Source organism: Ensifer sp. ENS09 (assembly GCF_014852425.1).
Lineage (GTDB): Bacteria > Pseudomonadota > Alphaproteobacteria > Rhizobiales > Rhizobiaceae > Ensifer.
The window spans coordinates 401298-416211 of record NZ_JACVBP010000002.1 but is presented as its reverse complement, the minus strand read 5'-3'; the positions used below and the strand labels follow the sequence as shown (position 1 = coordinate 416211).

Genomic DNA, 14914 nt, shown 5'->3' with positions numbered 1-14914 from the left:
TAGAGACCCTGTCGAAAGGGATCAAGCGCAATCGAGCTGCGCGCGGATCACCGCGGCATCGGGTGGGCGGCTGCCCCTTCCATCGTGGTGGGTAGGGGCAGCGTGTTGCTACGATTTTTCGCCGACCTTTCGCCGGTACGCGTCCACCGGCAGCCCGCCGACACCCCAGTCTTCAAGCGCGACTTCGTCGATGACGACGAATGTGGTGGCGGGATCCTTGTTGAGTACGGTCTGGAGCAGATCGGTGACACCCTTGATCAGGGCCGCTTTCTGCTCGGCGGTTGCACCCTCGCGGGTGATCTTGATGTTCACATAGGGCACATGCTTCTCCTATTGCGCTGATGCGATGTCGTAGTGGAAGACCTTGGCGATGATCTGCCAGCGGCCGTTAAGAAAGACCAGCGACAAAAAGTCGGTGAAGGCCTTCTCGCCGATGGCGCATTGCACCTTGGCAAACGCGGTTACGGGGCCGGCGAACTCGATCGAAAGAATACGGTCGATGCGCGCTTCGCCTCGGCTTTCGGGCGAGGGACGTTTTTCGACGATCGGAAAGTACCTGTCCATGTCGAGTTCGAGCAGGGTTCCGTCCGTCGCGGTGGCATAGAGCGCCTTCGGGTGGAAGACCTGCCTGAGAATGTCTGCGTCGCTGCGATAGAGCCCGTCGAAGTAGCGTTGGAGGACGTCGATGACGGCTGCAAACTGCGGATCCTTCGGTGACGCACTCATGCCGCGACCAGGCCTTCTGCCTGCATTGCGGTGCGCACGGCGGGACGTGCGCCGATCCGCTGCATATAGGCGGCGAGATGCGGCCATTGCGTGAGCGCGATCCCGGTGCCGCCGCTCCAGTTCACGACCGTGAAGAGATAGGCGTCGGCGACGGAGAAGGCCTCCCCGAGCAGGTAAGGGCGTCCGTCCGCAAACAGGCTTTCGACATGGCCGAAGCGTTTCGCCACCTGCAGCGTGGCTGCCTCCTTTGCCTCGGCGGATGCGGTGGGGTTGAACAGCGGTGAGAAGGCCTTGTGCAGTTCCGACGCGATGAAGTTCAACTGTTCCTGCAGGCGAGTGCGCGCCAGCGTGCCGTTTTCAGGCGCAAGCTTGGCCGCCGGAAAGCGATCGGCGATGTACTGCACCACGGCAGCACCTTCGGTAACGACTTCGCCGCCTTCCAGCACCAGCGCCGGCACATAGCCCTTGGGGTTGACCGCCCTGTAATCCGCACCGGTCTCGGTGCGATGCGTCTTGGTATCGACCCGGACGATCTCGAAGTCGGCGCCGGCCTCGTGCAGGCTGATATGGGGGGAAAGCGAGCAGGCGCCGGGGGCGTAATAGAGCTTCATGATGTGGTTCCTTCTGAAATGATTGCCCGTTTGTCGAGGACGGCGGAACCTAAGCCGAAGGGATAACCTTTGTATATCAGATAACCTTATGTTACCTCCCTTTCCGGTTTCCCGGCGGTAACTGGAAAGTTTTGCCCATGAGCTTGAAAATTCGGAAAAATCGGGCTGCGGCCTTGCCGCCGAACTGCCCGGTCGGCGAGTGCATGGTGCTGCTCGGTGGCGCATGGACGCCGAACATCCTTTGGTCCTTGAGCGCCGGGCCGCGCCGTTTCAGCGAACTGAGGATCGACGTGCCCGGCATTTCCGCAAAGGTGTTGAGCACCCGGTTGAAGGAGCTTGAGGAGAAGGGGGCTGTCGAGCGGCGGATCATGCCGACGTCGCCGCCTTCCGTGGAATACAGCCTCAGTGAGCTCGGCGCGGAGTTCATCCCGGCCATCCACGCCATCGTCGAGGTCGGCTATCGACTGAAGCAGCGGCGAGGCGTCGAGGTCGTGCGCAAGGAAACGGCTGCCGCTGCGGTCCCTGCCACCGGTGGATAAGACCTACCAGCGCCCCTTCAGGCTCTGCACCGCATGCTCGATGAACGCGCGCACCTTCGGCGTTTGCGCCTGGCGGTCGGCAAAACAGGCGTAGAAGTCGAAGGGCTCGTGGTCGGTGCTGGCCAATCCCTCCCGGGGCAGTTCGCCGAACAGCGGCACCACCAGCCCGCGTTCGATCAGCGGCGCTGCGATGAAGGCGCCGAGCCGGGTGATGCCGGCGCCGGCGATCGCCATCTCGGCGAGCGTGTCGATATCGTTGCTGACGATCGTCGCCTTCAGCTCCGGCTCAAAGCGCAGGCCGTCGCGGGTAAAGGCCCAGCGAAAGATCCGGCCATGCCCGGCATAGCGGTAGACGAGGCAATCGTGGTGCACGAGATCTTCCGGCCGCTGCGGGCGGCCGCGTCGCTCCAGATAGGCGGGGGCCGCACAAATGATCATCGGCACGGAGGCAAGCTTGCGGGCAATTAGCCCCTGTTCGAGCTGCAGGCCGAAGCGCACGCTGATGTCGATGCCTTCGCCGATATGGTCGATCTCGCGGTCGGTGACGACGAGCTCGATCGAGACATCCGGATATCTGGCGGCGAAGGAGGGAACGAGCGGCGCAACCACGTGCCGGCCGAAGGCGACGGACGAGGCAATCTTGAGCGGTCCGCGCGGCTCGGCGCTGAGTGCCGAGACGGCGGCGGCGGCAAGCTCCAGCTCGTGCACGACGCCGCGCACCCGCTCGTAATAGATCCGCCCGCTCTCGGTCAGGCCCAGCTGGCGCGTGGTTCGGCTCAAGAGCCGGCTGCCGAGCGTGCGTTCCAGGCGGGCGATGTTCTGGCTCGCGGAAGCGGGTGTAATCCCGAGCTTTCGCGCCGCCGCGGCGATGCTGCCTTCCTCGACGCTTCTCACAAAACTCTCGACGCCGCGCAAAGTGTCCATAATACAATCCATCGAATAGAAACTTCTATTCGATGGTTTTGACTGTTTCTGAACAAGGCTGCAATGGTCTACCTGGCTAAGACGCGATCCATATAGTGCGGCCAGAAACGAGGGGGTGGTCCCCTCGATCAAACCAGGAGACTTCCGATGGAAGATACCCTATCGGCGCCGCGGCTCGCGCGTAGCCGCAAGCTGCCGCCGCGCGCGGCGCCCATTGCCTTCGCCTTCTTCATGTCGGCGATCATGGCGTTCCTGATGTGCTGCGTCATCGTCGGCGCCAACACCGGCATCGACGCCGGCTACCCGGCCCGCGTGCTCGGTTCCTACGCGCTTGCCATGCCCGTCGCCTTTTTCTGCGTGCTCATGGTCCGCCCAGTGGTCGCGCGGCTGGTCGGCGTCGTCTGCCGCCTACCAGGCTGACGAAGCCCCGTCCCGGAAAACCGGGACGGGCGGCTTCGCCCAGGTCGTTCTCGGATAGGGCGGCATTCCCGTCGTGAAATCCATTCAGTTGCAATTCAGGCGAGGGGCCGCATTCTGTTTCCTGCCGCACAAACGGCGGCCTGAGCAAGGGGCAATCGAGATGGGCATGTTCAACAAATTGATGCCGGCGGCCATCCTGGCCGGGGCGCTCTCCGCTGCACTTCCCGCCACCGCAAGCACGTTCGTCGCCTGGGAAGTGTCGGGTGTCGACTGGAACGACGTGCTCAACGCGCGGGCCTGGCCATCCTCCTCCTCGGCGATCCGCGCCGGCTATCCCAACGGCACGAAGTTGCAGATGACCGGCCGCTGCATGAACGGCGTCGATCTGAAGCGCATCGCCCGCTGGTCGGTTTCCGCCCAGCGCCAGGCCGTGCGGGCCACCTGGTGCCAGATCTGGCACGATCCTCAGCGCAACGGAAACTGGCAGGAGGGTTGGGTCTACGGCAAGTTCATCCGGCCGGCGCGCTTCTGACGCGTTTAGGCGGCGACGATAAACCGTAGGCGTGGCCGGCAAGCAACAACCCCTGGTCACGTACTCCTGTATAAGGCGCGGCGTTGCTTTGTGTTATCGGGAGCTGAGGTATCGTGAACAATACCTATGGTAGACTTGCCTCTCATGTTTATAATTTAGACAAATATATTGGAAAGTCCTTCGGCGACATCGAGTACTACCGGCAGAGGCTCCACGGCTGTCGTGGGCCGATCCTGGAACCGGCTGTCGGTAACGGTCGAGCGTTGATCCCGTTGCTGGAGGCCGGTTTCGATGTCTCCGGGTTTGATGCTTCGCAGGACATGCTCGACTATTGCCTCGCCCAATGTGCTGGCCGCGGCTTTGCGCCGGCCCTGTCGCGCCAGACCTTCGAGACCTTCAGCTACGACAAGCGCTTCGAGGCGATTGTCGTGCCCGCCGGTTCCTTGCAGCTGATCGCCGATCATGCAGCGGCATCAGCCGTATTGAAGCGCTTTTACGATCACCTGGGGCCGGGCGGTCGGTTGATCTTCGATCTTTACCCGGGCGACATGGTCGCGGATCTGCAGCCGAATGTGCGCAGCTGGCAGACGGAGGCGGGTGAGCTTTTGACCCTGACCAGCCAGCGGGTGAAGACCGATATCATCGGTCAGACGACCATATCCCACCTGCGTTACGACCTATGGCAAGAGGGTCGGCTGGCGTCGAGCGAGCTTGAATTCTTCACCATGCGCTGGTGGGGCGTTCAGGAAATGGCGCTGACGCTGCAGGCGGCCGGCTTCGTCGATCTCGCCGTTTCCGGCGACTACACCTTCGGCCGTACTCCAAAGGACGGGGACCACGTCGTCACCTTCGAATGCCACCGCCCGGCATAGTGCACCGAAGCAAACCGGCAAAAAGAGCCACGCCCGGCCGCCCGGGCGTGGCTTCGGCTATCAGCGGCAACGGGCCGCGGCGTTGCCCTGGTCAAGCTTGACGCCGTTGACGGTCAGAACCGAGCCCGGCGATTGGGTGATCGTCCCAGCCGACCAACCGTTGTCGAGCAGGCAATCCTTCGGCGTGTTGGTCACGCTGACATTGCCGGTGATGTCTTCGGTCGGGCCCGAGAAGTAGAGGCCGGCCTTCCCGGCCTTGTCGACGGTCATGTTCTTCAGCACGATGTCGCGCGCCGGTCCTCCAAGGAACTCGAACTCGTTGCCGTAGATGAAGGCGCCATAGGTGCCGGCATTCGTTACCTTGACGTCCTCGAGCGAAATCCCCGAGACCGGATTGAAGAAGATGCCGGCGTTGCGGGTGCCGTCGACGGTCAGTTCCTTGACGTTGACGTTGGTGGTCGTCGCATCGAGGTTCGGGCTCGAGACCAGCATCAGCCCGTTGATGCCGCCAAAGAGCCGCATGTCGTTGATCGCGACATTGGAGGTGCCTTGCAGCACCACGAGATCCATGTCCCGGTCCTGCTTGGCATTGTCGACCGTCACGCGGTTGAGGCTGACATCCTTTCCGGCGACGAGCAGCACGCCTTCGCGGCGGGAGTTGCTGATCGTCACGTTATCGAGCGTGACGTTTTGCGTGCCGGTGACCAGTTCGTAATCGGTCCGTCCGACTTTCCTGAACTCGCCGCCGGCAAAGACCCCATAGGTGACCTTGTCGATGACAGTATCGCGTACCGTTACGTTGCGGCTGCCGACGGAGCTGACGGCGGCATAGGGCGCCTTGTTGGGGTTGTAGATCGAGAATTCGCAGGTCGTGTTGTTTTCGCAGATGTAGAGGTCGTGGATGCTGCTGTCCTGGACCAGCGCGCCATCGACCCGCGTGAAGCGAATGCCGTCATGGTTGGTCGCAGCAATATCGACATTGTCGACGGTAACGCCCTTGGAATCGGCCGCCGAAATACCGGCAAGACCGCCGCGGACCGAAAGCGACGAGATGGTGCTGCCCGACGCCATGGCGATGACGTCCTGGGCCGGGTTGTAACCGGTAATCGTCGTGGCTGCGCCCCGGTTGACGAAAGTTGCGGTCGCGCCGCTGCGCGCGCCGCTAACGGCAATTGCGCCGCCGCCGCCGAGGAGCGTCTGGCCGTTGCCGAGCGCGAGTGTCCGGTCGAGACCGAGGTTGCCGTCTGCAAGGATCAGCGCGTCGGCACCGGCAGCGCCGATCAGGGCGTTGATGTCGGAGGCATTGCCGGAGGCCGATGAAACGGTCACCACCCGGCCGGCGTTACGGCCGGTGCCGGCAAGCTGCGCGGCCTCGACGTCGCCGGTGGCGCCGGCATGGGTGCGGATGCGGGTGGCGCGCTCGACACGCTGAGTCATCGGATCGAAGGCGTCTGCGGTCGAGCCGGTCGCGCCGAACGGGATGCGCAGCCGTGCCATGACGGCGCCCTTCAGCTTGTCCTCGTTGTCATAGGTGCCGGTCACGCCGAGCGAGACGGTCGATCCCTCGGAAAGACCCGGAAGGTCGGCAAAGGTCAGCTCTGCACGCAGCTTGGCGCCGAACATGTCGCCGAGGTTGCGGCCGCCGTACCAATAGCTGCCGCCGAAAACCTTCAGCTGAACGTTGGAGTCTTCGGCGAAAACAGGCAGCCGTCCGCCGATTTCGGCGTCGATGCCGCGCCGCGCCCGTTCCTTGCCTTCCTGGAAGACGAGCACGTGGTCGCGCACATAGGCGGCATTGAAGGCGCTCAGCGTCTTGGCGCCGGTCAATGGCAGGTAAAAGTTGCTGCGCATTTCGAGGTCGCCGCTGAGCGCCTCGAGGCCGAAGGACAGCTGGCTGAAGGAATTGCCGTAGTCGCTTTTCAGATAGTCGTAATAGCCATAGCCGCCGATGACCCACTGGTCGTTGGCGCGGAAGCGATAGCCCGCACCGATGGAGCCCTCTCGGACGGAGTCATTGGCAATGGTCCCGCGTGTATCGATGAAAATCGCATTGCCCGAATCGAGCACGAAGGGGAGGAAGAAGCCGCCGCCGGCAGCGGACCCGCCGCTGAAGAACCCGCCTTCGATTTCCGCCTGCGGACGAAAATCCACCGCCAGCGCGGGGCTCGAAAGAAGTGTGCTGCTTGCCAAGGCAGCCGCAAGAAAATTCTTATTTTTCATATTATTAACTCCGCATGTATGCGGCCTTGGGCGAGGCCGGTTGGGCATGCGGTTAAAATATGTGAGTGTAATACTCAAGTTTATTGATCGGTTGTCGGCGAACTATCCAGCGGCGTGTTGACGCAGGCCGCCCGGGTGTGGCCGGGCGGCCATCGTGTGGGGCCGGTCAGGCCTTGAGGGCCGCGGAATTGTCTCTGGCGTAGGTTTCCAGGCTGCGCGGCGCGTGGCCGGTCAGCGTCTTCACATCGCCGGTCGGGTTTGCCACCCAGCCTTCGCGCACGGGATGGAAGATCGAAGCGAGGAAGCGGGCGTAGTCCTCAGGCACGCCAGCGCCGACCAGCATGCCGACGAAGGTCCCGTCATCGACCGGCGTGTAGGCGACCGGCTTGCCGGTGACGCGCGACAGGATCGCTGCCGCCTCGCCATAGCTCAGCGCTTCCGGCCCGGTGAGGTTGAAGGCGCGGCCGTTGAAGGTGTCGCTCGTCAGCGCTGCCACGATGCTTTCGGCGATGTCGCGGGTGTCGATGAAGCTCGTCTTGCCTTCGGCCGCCGGAACCGCGATGGCGCCGTGGCGGATACCTTCTATCCAGTAGCTCTGGAAATTGTCGGAGAACCAGTTTGGCCGCACGATGACGAAGGGTGTTCCGGTTTTCTCGAGCTGCAGCTCAAGCTGGCGATAGGGGATCTTGTCGTCCGCATCGACGCCGATGACGGTCATCAGCACAACCTTGACGCCGCGCGCGGCAGCAGCGGCCATGATCGGTCCGACCAGCCCGACCGGATCGAGATATCCCGCCGGTGTCAGCGCGAACAGGCGGTCGATGCCGTCGAGCGCCGGGCCAAAGGTCGCGGCATCCTCGTAGTCGAAGGCGACGGCTTCCGCGCCGTCAACGGCTGTCGCCTTTCGGGACGCAGCCCTGACCGTTTCGCCACGCGCGACCAGCGCCCGTACCACTTTGCTGCCGATCGTCCCGTTCGATCCAAGAACCAGAATCTTGCCTGGCATCACCGTTCTCCTAAGTATCAAAATGAAACCATGTTTCGGATGGATACTGGATATTGGTCCGGGAAAATGCTGTAAAGGAGGCAGTTTTTGGCGACATGGTTTCCGCCCGGAAACCGCGATGGGGTGCCCGATGGAGTACGACGTCTATATCCAGACCTGTCCGACCCGCCTGGTGCTGGACAGGCTTGCCGACAAGTGGGCCGTGCTGGTGCTCGGAAAGCTCGATGAACAACCGGTGCGCTTCAACCAGTTGAAGCGCGAGATCGACGGCGTCTCGCAGAAGGTGCTGTCGCAGACCCTGAAGAAGCTGGAGCGGGACGGGCTCGTCAGCCGCAGCGTCTTTGCGACGGTGCCGGTGACGGTGGAATATGCGATCACGCCGCTCGGCCGCACACTGACCTCGACGGTCGCGGCGCTGACGCGCTGGGCGGAGGAGAACATCGAGGCCGTACTGCAAGCCCAGCAAAAATACGACCGCAGCGCCTGAGGCGGCTGCGGTCGGCAAGTTTGCCACGGGCGCAAAGGCGCCTGTGGCCTGGGAGAGAGGATCAGGCGACGAGCTTGAGGCCGATGCCCCAGGGATCGACGAGGCCGTGGCCACTGCCGTTGCGGCTGACGGCGATTTCCAGCGCTTCGAGCTTCGCAAGCGCTGCCGTGAGTTCAGCCGGCTCCTTGTACTGGATCGTGTAGTCCGACAACCCGGTCATGTGGCCTTCGCGTTTGGGCGCGCCGCGCGAGTTCCAGATGTTGGCGGCGACGTGATGGTGGTACTTGCCCGCGCCGAAGAAGCTCGCGCCGGGATAGCGTGCCATCAGCCCCAGGCCCAGAACGTCGCGGAAGAAGGCGTCGGCCTGAGGAATATCGGAAACCTGCAGGTGGATATGGCCGATGGCCGTCCCGTCCGCCATGCCGCCCCAATTGTCCTTGGGCGCTTCGTCGTAGAGCGCCTGCAGATCGAGCGGCAGCGTATCCAGGCCGACGGTGCCGTCGGCCTTGAAGCTCCATTCGGCCCGCGGTCGGTCGCGATAGACTTCGATGCCGTTGCCTTCGGGATCGGCGAGGTAGATCGCCTCGCTGACCAGGTGGTCGGACGCGCCCTGCAGCCGGACATTGTTGTGTGCGATATGGGCGAGCCAGCGGCCGAGCTCTTCGCGGTTCGGCACGAGAAAGGCGTTGTGGAACAGGCCGGGCGCGTTGCGCGGTGCCCGCGCGGCGTTGCCCTCGGTCGTCAGCGTCAGCAGCGGGCGGCCATTGACGCCGAGCGTCTCGCCGCTCTTGCTGGCTTCAATCGGGCTCAGGCCCATGATCTTCTGATACCAGGCGGAAACGGCCGGCAGATCCTGGACGACCAGATGCGCATGCTCGACATGCGCGGGCATGGCAAGCGCATGGTCGGTCGGCATGTGGAAAGTCTCCTGCGAGGTCATATCGGTCTCCTTGGCATCGAAGCTACGGCCGGTTCGCCGTTTCAGTCTCGTCGAAACTGCTCGGAATATGGGCCGCCTCGTTCGTTCACGGAAGACTGTCAGTCACTTGATGTTGTGTTCGACGCGCGTTGACAGTGATTGTTGTCGCCCTACCTCATTTCGAGTGGGGCCATGCGCGCGCAGCGCTTCGATTTGATTTCAATCAAAGCCGAAGATGCCGTCGAGGCGCAATCTTGAGGCGAGGGATTGGCCTGTGGCAGCAGCCTGGCGATCCGCGTGGGCAACAGAAGGAGTACAGCATGTACAAGAAGATCATCGTCCCGATTGCCATGGATCAGCTCGAACACGGCGAGTCCGTGCTTGGCATCGCCGAAAAGCTGATCGATGAAGGGGGCGAGATTATCCTGCTCAACGTCGTCGAGGACCTGAACGCCTATGCGCAAGGCTACATGATCGTCGACTTTCCGCTGGAAATGGTCGAGGAATCCCGCAAGCAGGCGCTCAAGACGCTCGAGGCGCTTAAAACCAAGCATGGGATCAAGGGCCGCATCGAAATCCGGACCGGCGGGGCCGCCGGCACCATCAACGCCTTTGCCAGCGAAGAAAACGCTGATCTCGTCATCATCGCATCCCATCGGCCGGGTCTCATCGACTACTTCATCGGATCGACGGCAAGCCGGGTCGTCAGCCATTGCCCCTGCGCCGTTCTCGTCGACCGGTAAGCCACGAATAACAAGAGCGCATGCGGCGCGTGACCTTCGCGCCGCCACCGCCAAGGAGTCTTCAGATGGACAAACATGGGATTGACGACTTTCACGACCGCCTGACCCGCCGCAAGGCGGAACTGCAGGGGCGTCTGGTCAAGATCGAGCACGATCTCGATGAGCCGATGAACGCTGATGTCCCGGACCGGGTGACCGAGCGGGAAGGGGACGAGGTGCTCGAAGGCCTTGGCCTTGCGGGCCAGGAGGAAATCCGCGGGATCGACGCCGCGCTCGATCGGATCGCCGCCGGCACCTTCGGAACCTGCGTGCGCTGCGGCCTGCCGATTTCGGCGGCGCGCCTGCAGGCCGTGCCTCATGCCCCGCTCTGTCAGGACTGCGCCACCGAGGTCGCCCGCGGCGGGCGGTAACGTCAGGCGGTCGTGCCGCTCCCCAAATCCACTTTCAGCCGGGGCAGGAACCGCCCGGGGATCAGGCTCGACGCGACGACCCCGTCATCGACTGCCCCCATACGGCGGTAAAAGTCGGCGGCACCGGGGTCTGCGTCGATCGTCATGACGGTCGCACCACGCCTGCGCGCGGCGGCGACGCACCAGTCGAAAAGCCGTCGGCCAATGCCTGCCGCCCGTGCTTCCGGTTCGATGAACAGCTTGTCGAGTTCGACGTAGTTGCCGCTCCCGCGGACCTGCGCCAGGCCGACGATGCGTTCGCCGTCCGTGGCCACCTGCAGGTCCGAATCCGTCCAGTCGTCGGCCGTAAGCGTCAAGGCCGGTCGGCACGCTTCAAGAAAAGCCTCGTCATAGCCCCAAACAGCCTTCGATCGCAGGCAGAGGTCGCTGAGCACGGCCGCTTCCTCCGGCTGAGGGGTGCGCAAGACTGACATGATGATCCTCCCGATCGGCGTGTTCCGGCCGTTCATGTGGTCATCGCGGTGGCCTTGGGCAAGTCTCCTTTCAAACTTTGCAGATTTGTTATGGGATTGTTGTAATGCGTTGCAAAAGTTGATGCTTTTGCCGCGGCGCTACTTCTTTGCGGCGGCGAAGCCTTGTGGCAGGATGGTGGAAACGTTGCGGTGCGACGGGCATGCGCGCCGCTGGAGAAGAAAAGGCTCGGGGAGAGGGAAGACGTGGAATTCGCAGGCGTCAAATGGAACTATGACCGCTCGGAACTGATTGCCGACGGCATCGTTCACGGCATCGGCCTGGCGGCTGCACTGGTTGGCGTGACCGCGCTGATCTTCTACGCAACGCTATGGAGCACGACCGGGCAGCTTGCCGCCGCGGCCGTCTATGGCGCCGGGCTGCTTGCGACCCTCTCGATCTCCTTTCTCTATAATCTCTACCCGGTTTCACGCACCAAGTGGTTCCTGCGCCGCTTCGACCATTCCTCGATCTTCGTTCTGATTGCCGCCACCTATACGCCGTTCCTGCAGCGCGGCCTCGATGATCCGTTCCTGTTCGTGATGCTGATCGGCATCTGGGCGATCGCCGGTCTTGGCGTCGCCATCAAGTGCCTCTTTCCGGGGCGCTTCGACCGGCTGGCGATCCTGCTCTATCTTGCCATGGGCTGGAGCGGCGTGCTCGCCGTCGGCCCGCTGTTGTCGGCGCTGACAGCAACGACGCTCGTGCTGATCCTGATTGGCGGCATCATCTATTCCGCCGGCGTGATCTTCCATGTGTGGGAAAAGCTGCGCTTCCAGAACGCTATCTGGCACGGCTTCGTCGTGACAGGGGCGGCGGTGCACTATTCGGCCGTGCTGACCTGTTTCAGCGCCGCGTCCTGAGGGGCGATCAGTTCGGCGCTTCGCCGGCCGCCGCAGCGATCGGTGGATGCTGACAGCCTTCCGAAGGCCTCAGGGCCTCCGCCATCCGCGAAATCACGCCGTCGAAGCTGGTGAGCCGGGTCTTGCGGTACTGCAGGCGGAAATAGGCGGCGCTGCCGTCACAGAGCGCGATGGCGCGGGTGTAGAACACTTCGTCACCGCGCGCGCCCGAGAAACTCGCCCAGGCCGCCGTTACGCGCGAATAGGAAATCCGCCAGTCACCCTCCCGCTCGTAACCCATGCGGTCGTTGACGTCGGTCTCGAAGTCACCGTCCATGAGCGTGCTGCCGAAGACCGAAAGGGTCGCGCCGTTGTCGCTGGCATGAAAACTCGCGCCATCGCCATTATCGCCCTCGCTCTGCAGTTCGAAGCCGGGGGGAATGTCGAGCACATAGCCAAATCGAGCGTTGGCGTAGGGAACCCAATCCTCTGCCGCCGACGCCGTCAGGGCGGAAGGGAGCAGCAAGGCGAGGGCAGTCAGGATGCGTAGCATGCGGACCTCCTCTCGCTTGCTCGATCTATAACTTCTAGCGCGGTTGGCGCCACGGGGCCGTTCCCGGCGGAACAGCACTCCATGCCACTCCTTCCAGGCTCCGGTGTCAATCCTCGGTAAACGTCATCGCATGGCCGTTCAGGCAATAGCGCAGCCCCGTCGGCGGCGGGCCGTCGGGAAAGACGTGACCGAGATGGGCGTCGCAATCGGCGCAGCGGATTTCCGTGCGCACCATAAAGTGGGAGCGGTCCTCGATCTCGCGGATCGCCTGATCGTCGATCGCGGCGAAGTAGCTCGGCCAGCCGCAACCGGAATCGAACTTGGTGTCGGAGCGGAACAGCGCCCGGCCGCAACAGACGCATTCGTAGGTGCCGGTCTGCTTGTTGCTGAGGAACGGACCGGTGAACGGACGCTCGGTGCCCTGTTCTCGCGTGATGCGATACTGCTCCGGCGAGAGCTGCGCCCGCCACTCCGCATCGGTTTTCACCACTTTCGGCGTCTTTACGGTCGTCATGAAAGTCTCCTGTCGTTGCGGCGACTATATAGGAATGCGCGACCGCGCGCGCAAACATCGCCAGCGCCCGTTCCGTGACGGACCTCAAGCGATTTCGCGGCGGATCACCGCCGGCCCGGCCCCGAGCCTGCGTTTGCTGTCGTTGTAGAAGGCGATGAACTCGGCCGCCGGCAGCGCCTTGGAAAACAGCCAGCCCTGGCCGTATTGCACGCCCCGCTCGATGAGATAGTCGGCCTGCTCCTGCCGCTCGATCCCCTCGGCGACGATGTAGAGATCGAGCGATTTGGCGATGTCGATGATATGGGGTGTGATCGAGCTGGTGGCCGAATCGGTGCCGATCGTGTCGATGAAGGACTTGTCGATCTTCAGCGCATCGAGCGGAAGCTCCTGCAGGTATTGCAGGCTCGAATAGCCGGTGCCGAAGTCGTCGATGGCCACCGAGTGGCCGCGCCGACGCGCTTCCTCGATCGTCGTCCGGGCGGATTTCACGTCCATGAAGCCGCGTTCGGTTGCCTCCAGCCAGATCTGTTCCGTGATTATGCCGGTGTTTCGAAGCGCCGTCTCGATCACCGGCAGGATGCGCCCGGATTTCAGGTCGTCGGCGGCGAGGTTGATGGCGATGTGCAGCGAGCGGTCGGCGACGAGCACGCTCTTCAGCTCGGCGATCGTCGCATAGAGAACCTGATCGGTGATCTCCTCGATCAGCCCGTTTTCCTCCGCAAGAGGGATGAAGAGATCCGGCCGGACCATCTGCCCATCCGGCCGCCGCCAGCGCACCAGAGCCTCCGCGCCGACGCAGATGCCGGTCTTGAGCTCGATCAGCGGCTGGTAGTGCACGATGAACTCGCGCCGATGCACGGCAATCGAAAGCTCGCCGAGCGGCGACAGGCGACGCCGGGACAGCCAGACGACGAGCCCGACCATCAGTGCCGCGACCAGCGCCCCGCCCGGCAGGAGCAGCAGGCGTTCCCGATCCATGTCGCTGAGAATGGCGATACTGGGCGCAGTGGCAACCGCGATCCAGTTGGCGTCCCGTGACGTTGCAAAGAGGTCGTCGGCATTGCTGCCGGTCTTCGGAAGATCGGCAAGATGCTCCGTGAGCTGCGGGTCAGGATCGTTGAGGGTACTGATCAGCACGCCGTTTTTGGTGGCGACGGCAAGCCGGGTGCCGGGCTCTGCGATCACGTCCACAAAACGGATCGGATTGGTCAGCACCGTATAGGAGCGGTACCGGAAAGCCGTCATGGGCGTGCCGGTGCTGATTGTCGGGTACATCCGCGGGATGACCTCGACGCCATTGCTTGCGAAGAAATCGGCCGGTGGTGCGCGGGTGAGGCGGCGCGGCGGGTAGCCCCACGAGGTGCATCTGAGCAGCCCGTTCTCGAAATAGCCGATGTCCTCGATGGCGGTGGTGTTGACGACCAGCGAGCGCAGCGCCGCGATATGCGTGGCCATGCATGGCGGAATGTCGAGCCGGTCGGCGGTCTTCAGCGCCCGCGACGCCTCATCGAGCGCGGCGTCGGCGCGCATGATGGCATAGTCGGCAAGACGGGCAAGCCGTGCCTGCTCGCTGCGCACGGCGATCGACCAGGAAAGGTAATAGGCTGCCAGCATCGGCAGGATCGCGCCGAGGGCAGCCAGGATACTGGCGATGACGACTATGCGAGATCGTTCCAAGCGGGTCCCGCCCATTCGTTATGTGGTCTTCTGTTTCGTGCCTGCCGCTAGCGACAGCGGCACGGGCAACCGCGTCTCAGCCGTTGCAAGGTCTGCCGGCGTCGTCGTCGCATCTGTTCATTCTGAATTGAGGGCGTCTGCAAATACAACTATCACGTCTTGCAGTTCGGTTTCCAGAATGTTCGATCTATCCCCCGCCGCCCGATGAAGATGTTGCTAACAGCATTTTAATTGTTGTTGGCGGCCGCCGCCTAAAGCGCGCGAATCTGGTATTGCAGGGGCTCCGCTTCGGTTCGTCCGGCCGAACTGACGGACACATAACGCCGATTTTATCTGGATAAGGCTTGAGACCCCAACACCCTTCTTTTATGTCGGGGGTTCGATCGATTATACGATGAATTAAAAGGAG

Annotated in this window: 19 protein-coding genes; 8 read left to right on the top strand and 11 right to left on the bottom strand. The window is 63.1% G+C overall.

All coding sequences use genetic code 11. The features are described from left to right. Positions 1 to 108: 108 nt before the first annotated feature. Genes IB267_RS10180 through gstA form a run of 3 tightly spaced genes read right to left on the bottom strand, consistent with a single transcriptional unit; the run spans position 109 to position 1337 of the window. Complete coding sequence (locus IB267_RS10180; RefSeq protein WP_192447487.1) at positions 109 to 321, bottom strand: 4-oxalocrotonate tautomerase family protein; 213 nt, start codon at positions 319 to 321, stop codon at positions 109 to 111. Between the two features lie 9 nt (positions 322 to 330). Next, entirely contained in the window at positions 331 to 726 is a 396-nt protein-coding gene (locus tag IB267_RS10175; RefSeq protein ID WP_192447486.1) for a nuclear transport factor 2 family protein, read from the bottom strand. Further along, a complete protein-coding gene (gene gstA / locus IB267_RS10170; RefSeq protein WP_192447485.1) occupies positions 723 to 1337 on the bottom strand; it encodes a glutathione transferase GstA in 615 nt (204 codons plus the stop codon). Before gstA ends, IB267_RS10175 begins: the two co-directional genes overlap by 4 nt. Positions 1338 to 1474: 137 nt before the next feature. Between gstA and IB267_RS10165 the strand changes: the two genes are divergently transcribed. Then, complete coding sequence (locus tag IB267_RS10165) at positions 1475 to 1876, top strand: helix-turn-helix domain-containing protein (protein ID WP_192447484.1); 402 nt, start codon at positions 1475 to 1477, stop codon at positions 1874 to 1876. 3 nt (positions 1877 to 1879) lie between these two features. Here the strand turns inward: IB267_RS10165 and IB267_RS10160 are convergent, their stop codons facing one another. Beyond that, positions 1880 to 2800, bottom strand: coding sequence for a LysR family transcriptional regulator (locus tag IB267_RS10160; protein ID WP_192447483.1), 921 nt, complete (start codon positions 2798 to 2800; stop codon positions 1880 to 1882). 147 nt (positions 2801 to 2947) lie between these two features. On the opposite strand from IB267_RS10160, the gene IB267_RS10155 reads away from it, so the two are divergent. The 3 genes from IB267_RS10155 (at position 2948) to IB267_RS10145 (ending at position 4624) form a co-directional block, all read left to right on the top strand. Beyond that, positions 2948 to 3220, top strand: coding sequence for a DUF2798 domain-containing protein (locus IB267_RS10155; protein WP_192447482.1), 273 nt, complete (start codon positions 2948 to 2950; stop codon positions 3218 to 3220). Positions 3221 to 3386: 166 nt separating this feature from the next. After that, positions 3387 to 3752 (top strand): SH3 domain-containing protein, encoded by a 366-nt coding sequence (locus IB267_RS10150; RefSeq protein ID WP_156134166.1) that lies wholly within the window; start codon positions 3387 to 3389, stop codon positions 3750 to 3752. A 113-nt stretch (positions 3753 to 3865) separates the two neighbouring features. Beyond that, complete coding sequence (locus tag IB267_RS10145; protein ID WP_192447481.1) at positions 3866 to 4624, top strand: class I SAM-dependent methyltransferase; 759 nt, start codon at positions 3866 to 3868, stop codon at positions 4622 to 4624. A 60-nt stretch (positions 4625 to 4684) separates the two neighbouring features. Here the strand turns inward: IB267_RS10145 and IB267_RS10140 are convergent, their stop codons facing one another. After that, on the bottom strand, positions 4685 to 6844 hold the full coding sequence (locus tag IB267_RS10140) for an inverse autotransporter beta domain-containing protein (protein WP_192447480.1): 2160 nt from the start codon (positions 6842 to 6844) through the stop codon (positions 4685 to 4687). 166 nt (positions 6845 to 7010) lie between these two features. After that, a complete protein-coding gene (locus tag IB267_RS10135) occupies positions 7011 to 7850 on the bottom strand; it encodes an SDR family oxidoreductase (RefSeq protein WP_192447479.1) in 840 nt (279 codons plus the stop codon). A 118-nt stretch (positions 7851 to 7968) separates the two neighbouring features. Between IB267_RS10135 and IB267_RS10130 the strand changes: the two genes are divergently transcribed. Then, positions 7969 to 8337 (top strand): winged helix-turn-helix transcriptional regulator, encoded by a 369-nt coding sequence (locus IB267_RS10130; RefSeq protein ID WP_371258899.1) that lies wholly within the window; start codon positions 7969 to 7971, stop codon positions 8335 to 8337. Positions 8338 to 8398: 61 nt separating this feature from the next. On the opposite strand, the gene IB267_RS10125 is transcribed toward IB267_RS10130, so the two are convergent. Further along, positions 8399 to 9277, bottom strand: a complete 879-nt coding sequence (locus IB267_RS10125) for a VOC family protein (protein ID WP_192447478.1) — start codon at positions 9275 to 9277, stop codon at positions 8399 to 8401. Positions 9278 to 9576: 299 nt separating this feature from the next. Here IB267_RS10125 and IB267_RS10120 point away from each other — a divergent pair, with 299 nt between their 5' ends. Beyond that, positions 9577 to 9999, top strand: a complete 423-nt coding sequence (locus IB267_RS10120) for a universal stress protein (RefSeq protein WP_043620117.1) — start codon at positions 9577 to 9579, stop codon at positions 9997 to 9999. A 65-nt stretch (positions 10000 to 10064) separates the two neighbouring features. Further along, positions 10065 to 10409 carry a TraR/DksA C4-type zinc finger protein gene (locus IB267_RS10115; protein ID WP_192447477.1) on the top strand — a complete coding sequence of 115 codons (345 nt, stop codon included), beginning with the start codon at positions 10065 to 10067 and terminating at the stop codon, positions 10407 to 10409. Between the two features lie 2 nt (positions 10410 to 10411). Here the strand turns inward: IB267_RS10115 and IB267_RS10110 are convergent, their stop codons facing one another. Next, the gene (locus IB267_RS10110; RefSeq protein ID WP_210335817.1) at positions 10412 to 10882 is read right to left on the bottom strand and encodes a GNAT family N-acetyltransferase; all 471 of its coding nucleotides are present in this window, start codon (positions 10880 to 10882) and stop codon (positions 10412 to 10414) included. A gap of 243 nt (positions 10883 to 11125) precedes the next feature. On the opposite strand from IB267_RS10110, the gene IB267_RS10105 reads away from it, so the two are divergent. Then, positions 11126 to 11782 (top strand): hemolysin III family protein, encoded by a 657-nt coding sequence (locus tag IB267_RS10105; protein ID WP_043620113.1) that lies wholly within the window; start codon positions 11126 to 11128, stop codon positions 11780 to 11782. Between the two features lie 7 nt (positions 11783 to 11789). On the opposite strand, the gene IB267_RS10100 is transcribed toward IB267_RS10105, so the two are convergent. The 3 genes from IB267_RS10100 to IB267_RS10090 form a co-directional block, all read right to left on the bottom strand. Next, positions 11790 to 12314: a hypothetical protein gene (locus IB267_RS10100; protein WP_052201899.1), complete on the bottom strand. Its 525-nt coding sequence runs from the start codon at positions 12312 to 12314 to the stop codon at positions 11790 to 11792. Positions 12315 to 12420: 106 nt separating this feature from the next. Then, positions 12421 to 12828 (bottom strand): peptide-methionine (R)-S-oxide reductase MsrB, encoded by a 408-nt coding sequence (gene msrB, locus IB267_RS10095; protein ID WP_192447476.1) that lies wholly within the window; start codon positions 12826 to 12828, stop codon positions 12421 to 12423. Positions 12829 to 12912: 84 nt separating this feature from the next. Further along, complete coding sequence (locus IB267_RS10090; protein ID WP_192447475.1) at positions 12913 to 14505, bottom strand: EAL domain-containing protein; 1593 nt, start codon at positions 14503 to 14505, stop codon at positions 12913 to 12915. Positions 14506 to 14914: the final 409 nt, after the last annotated feature.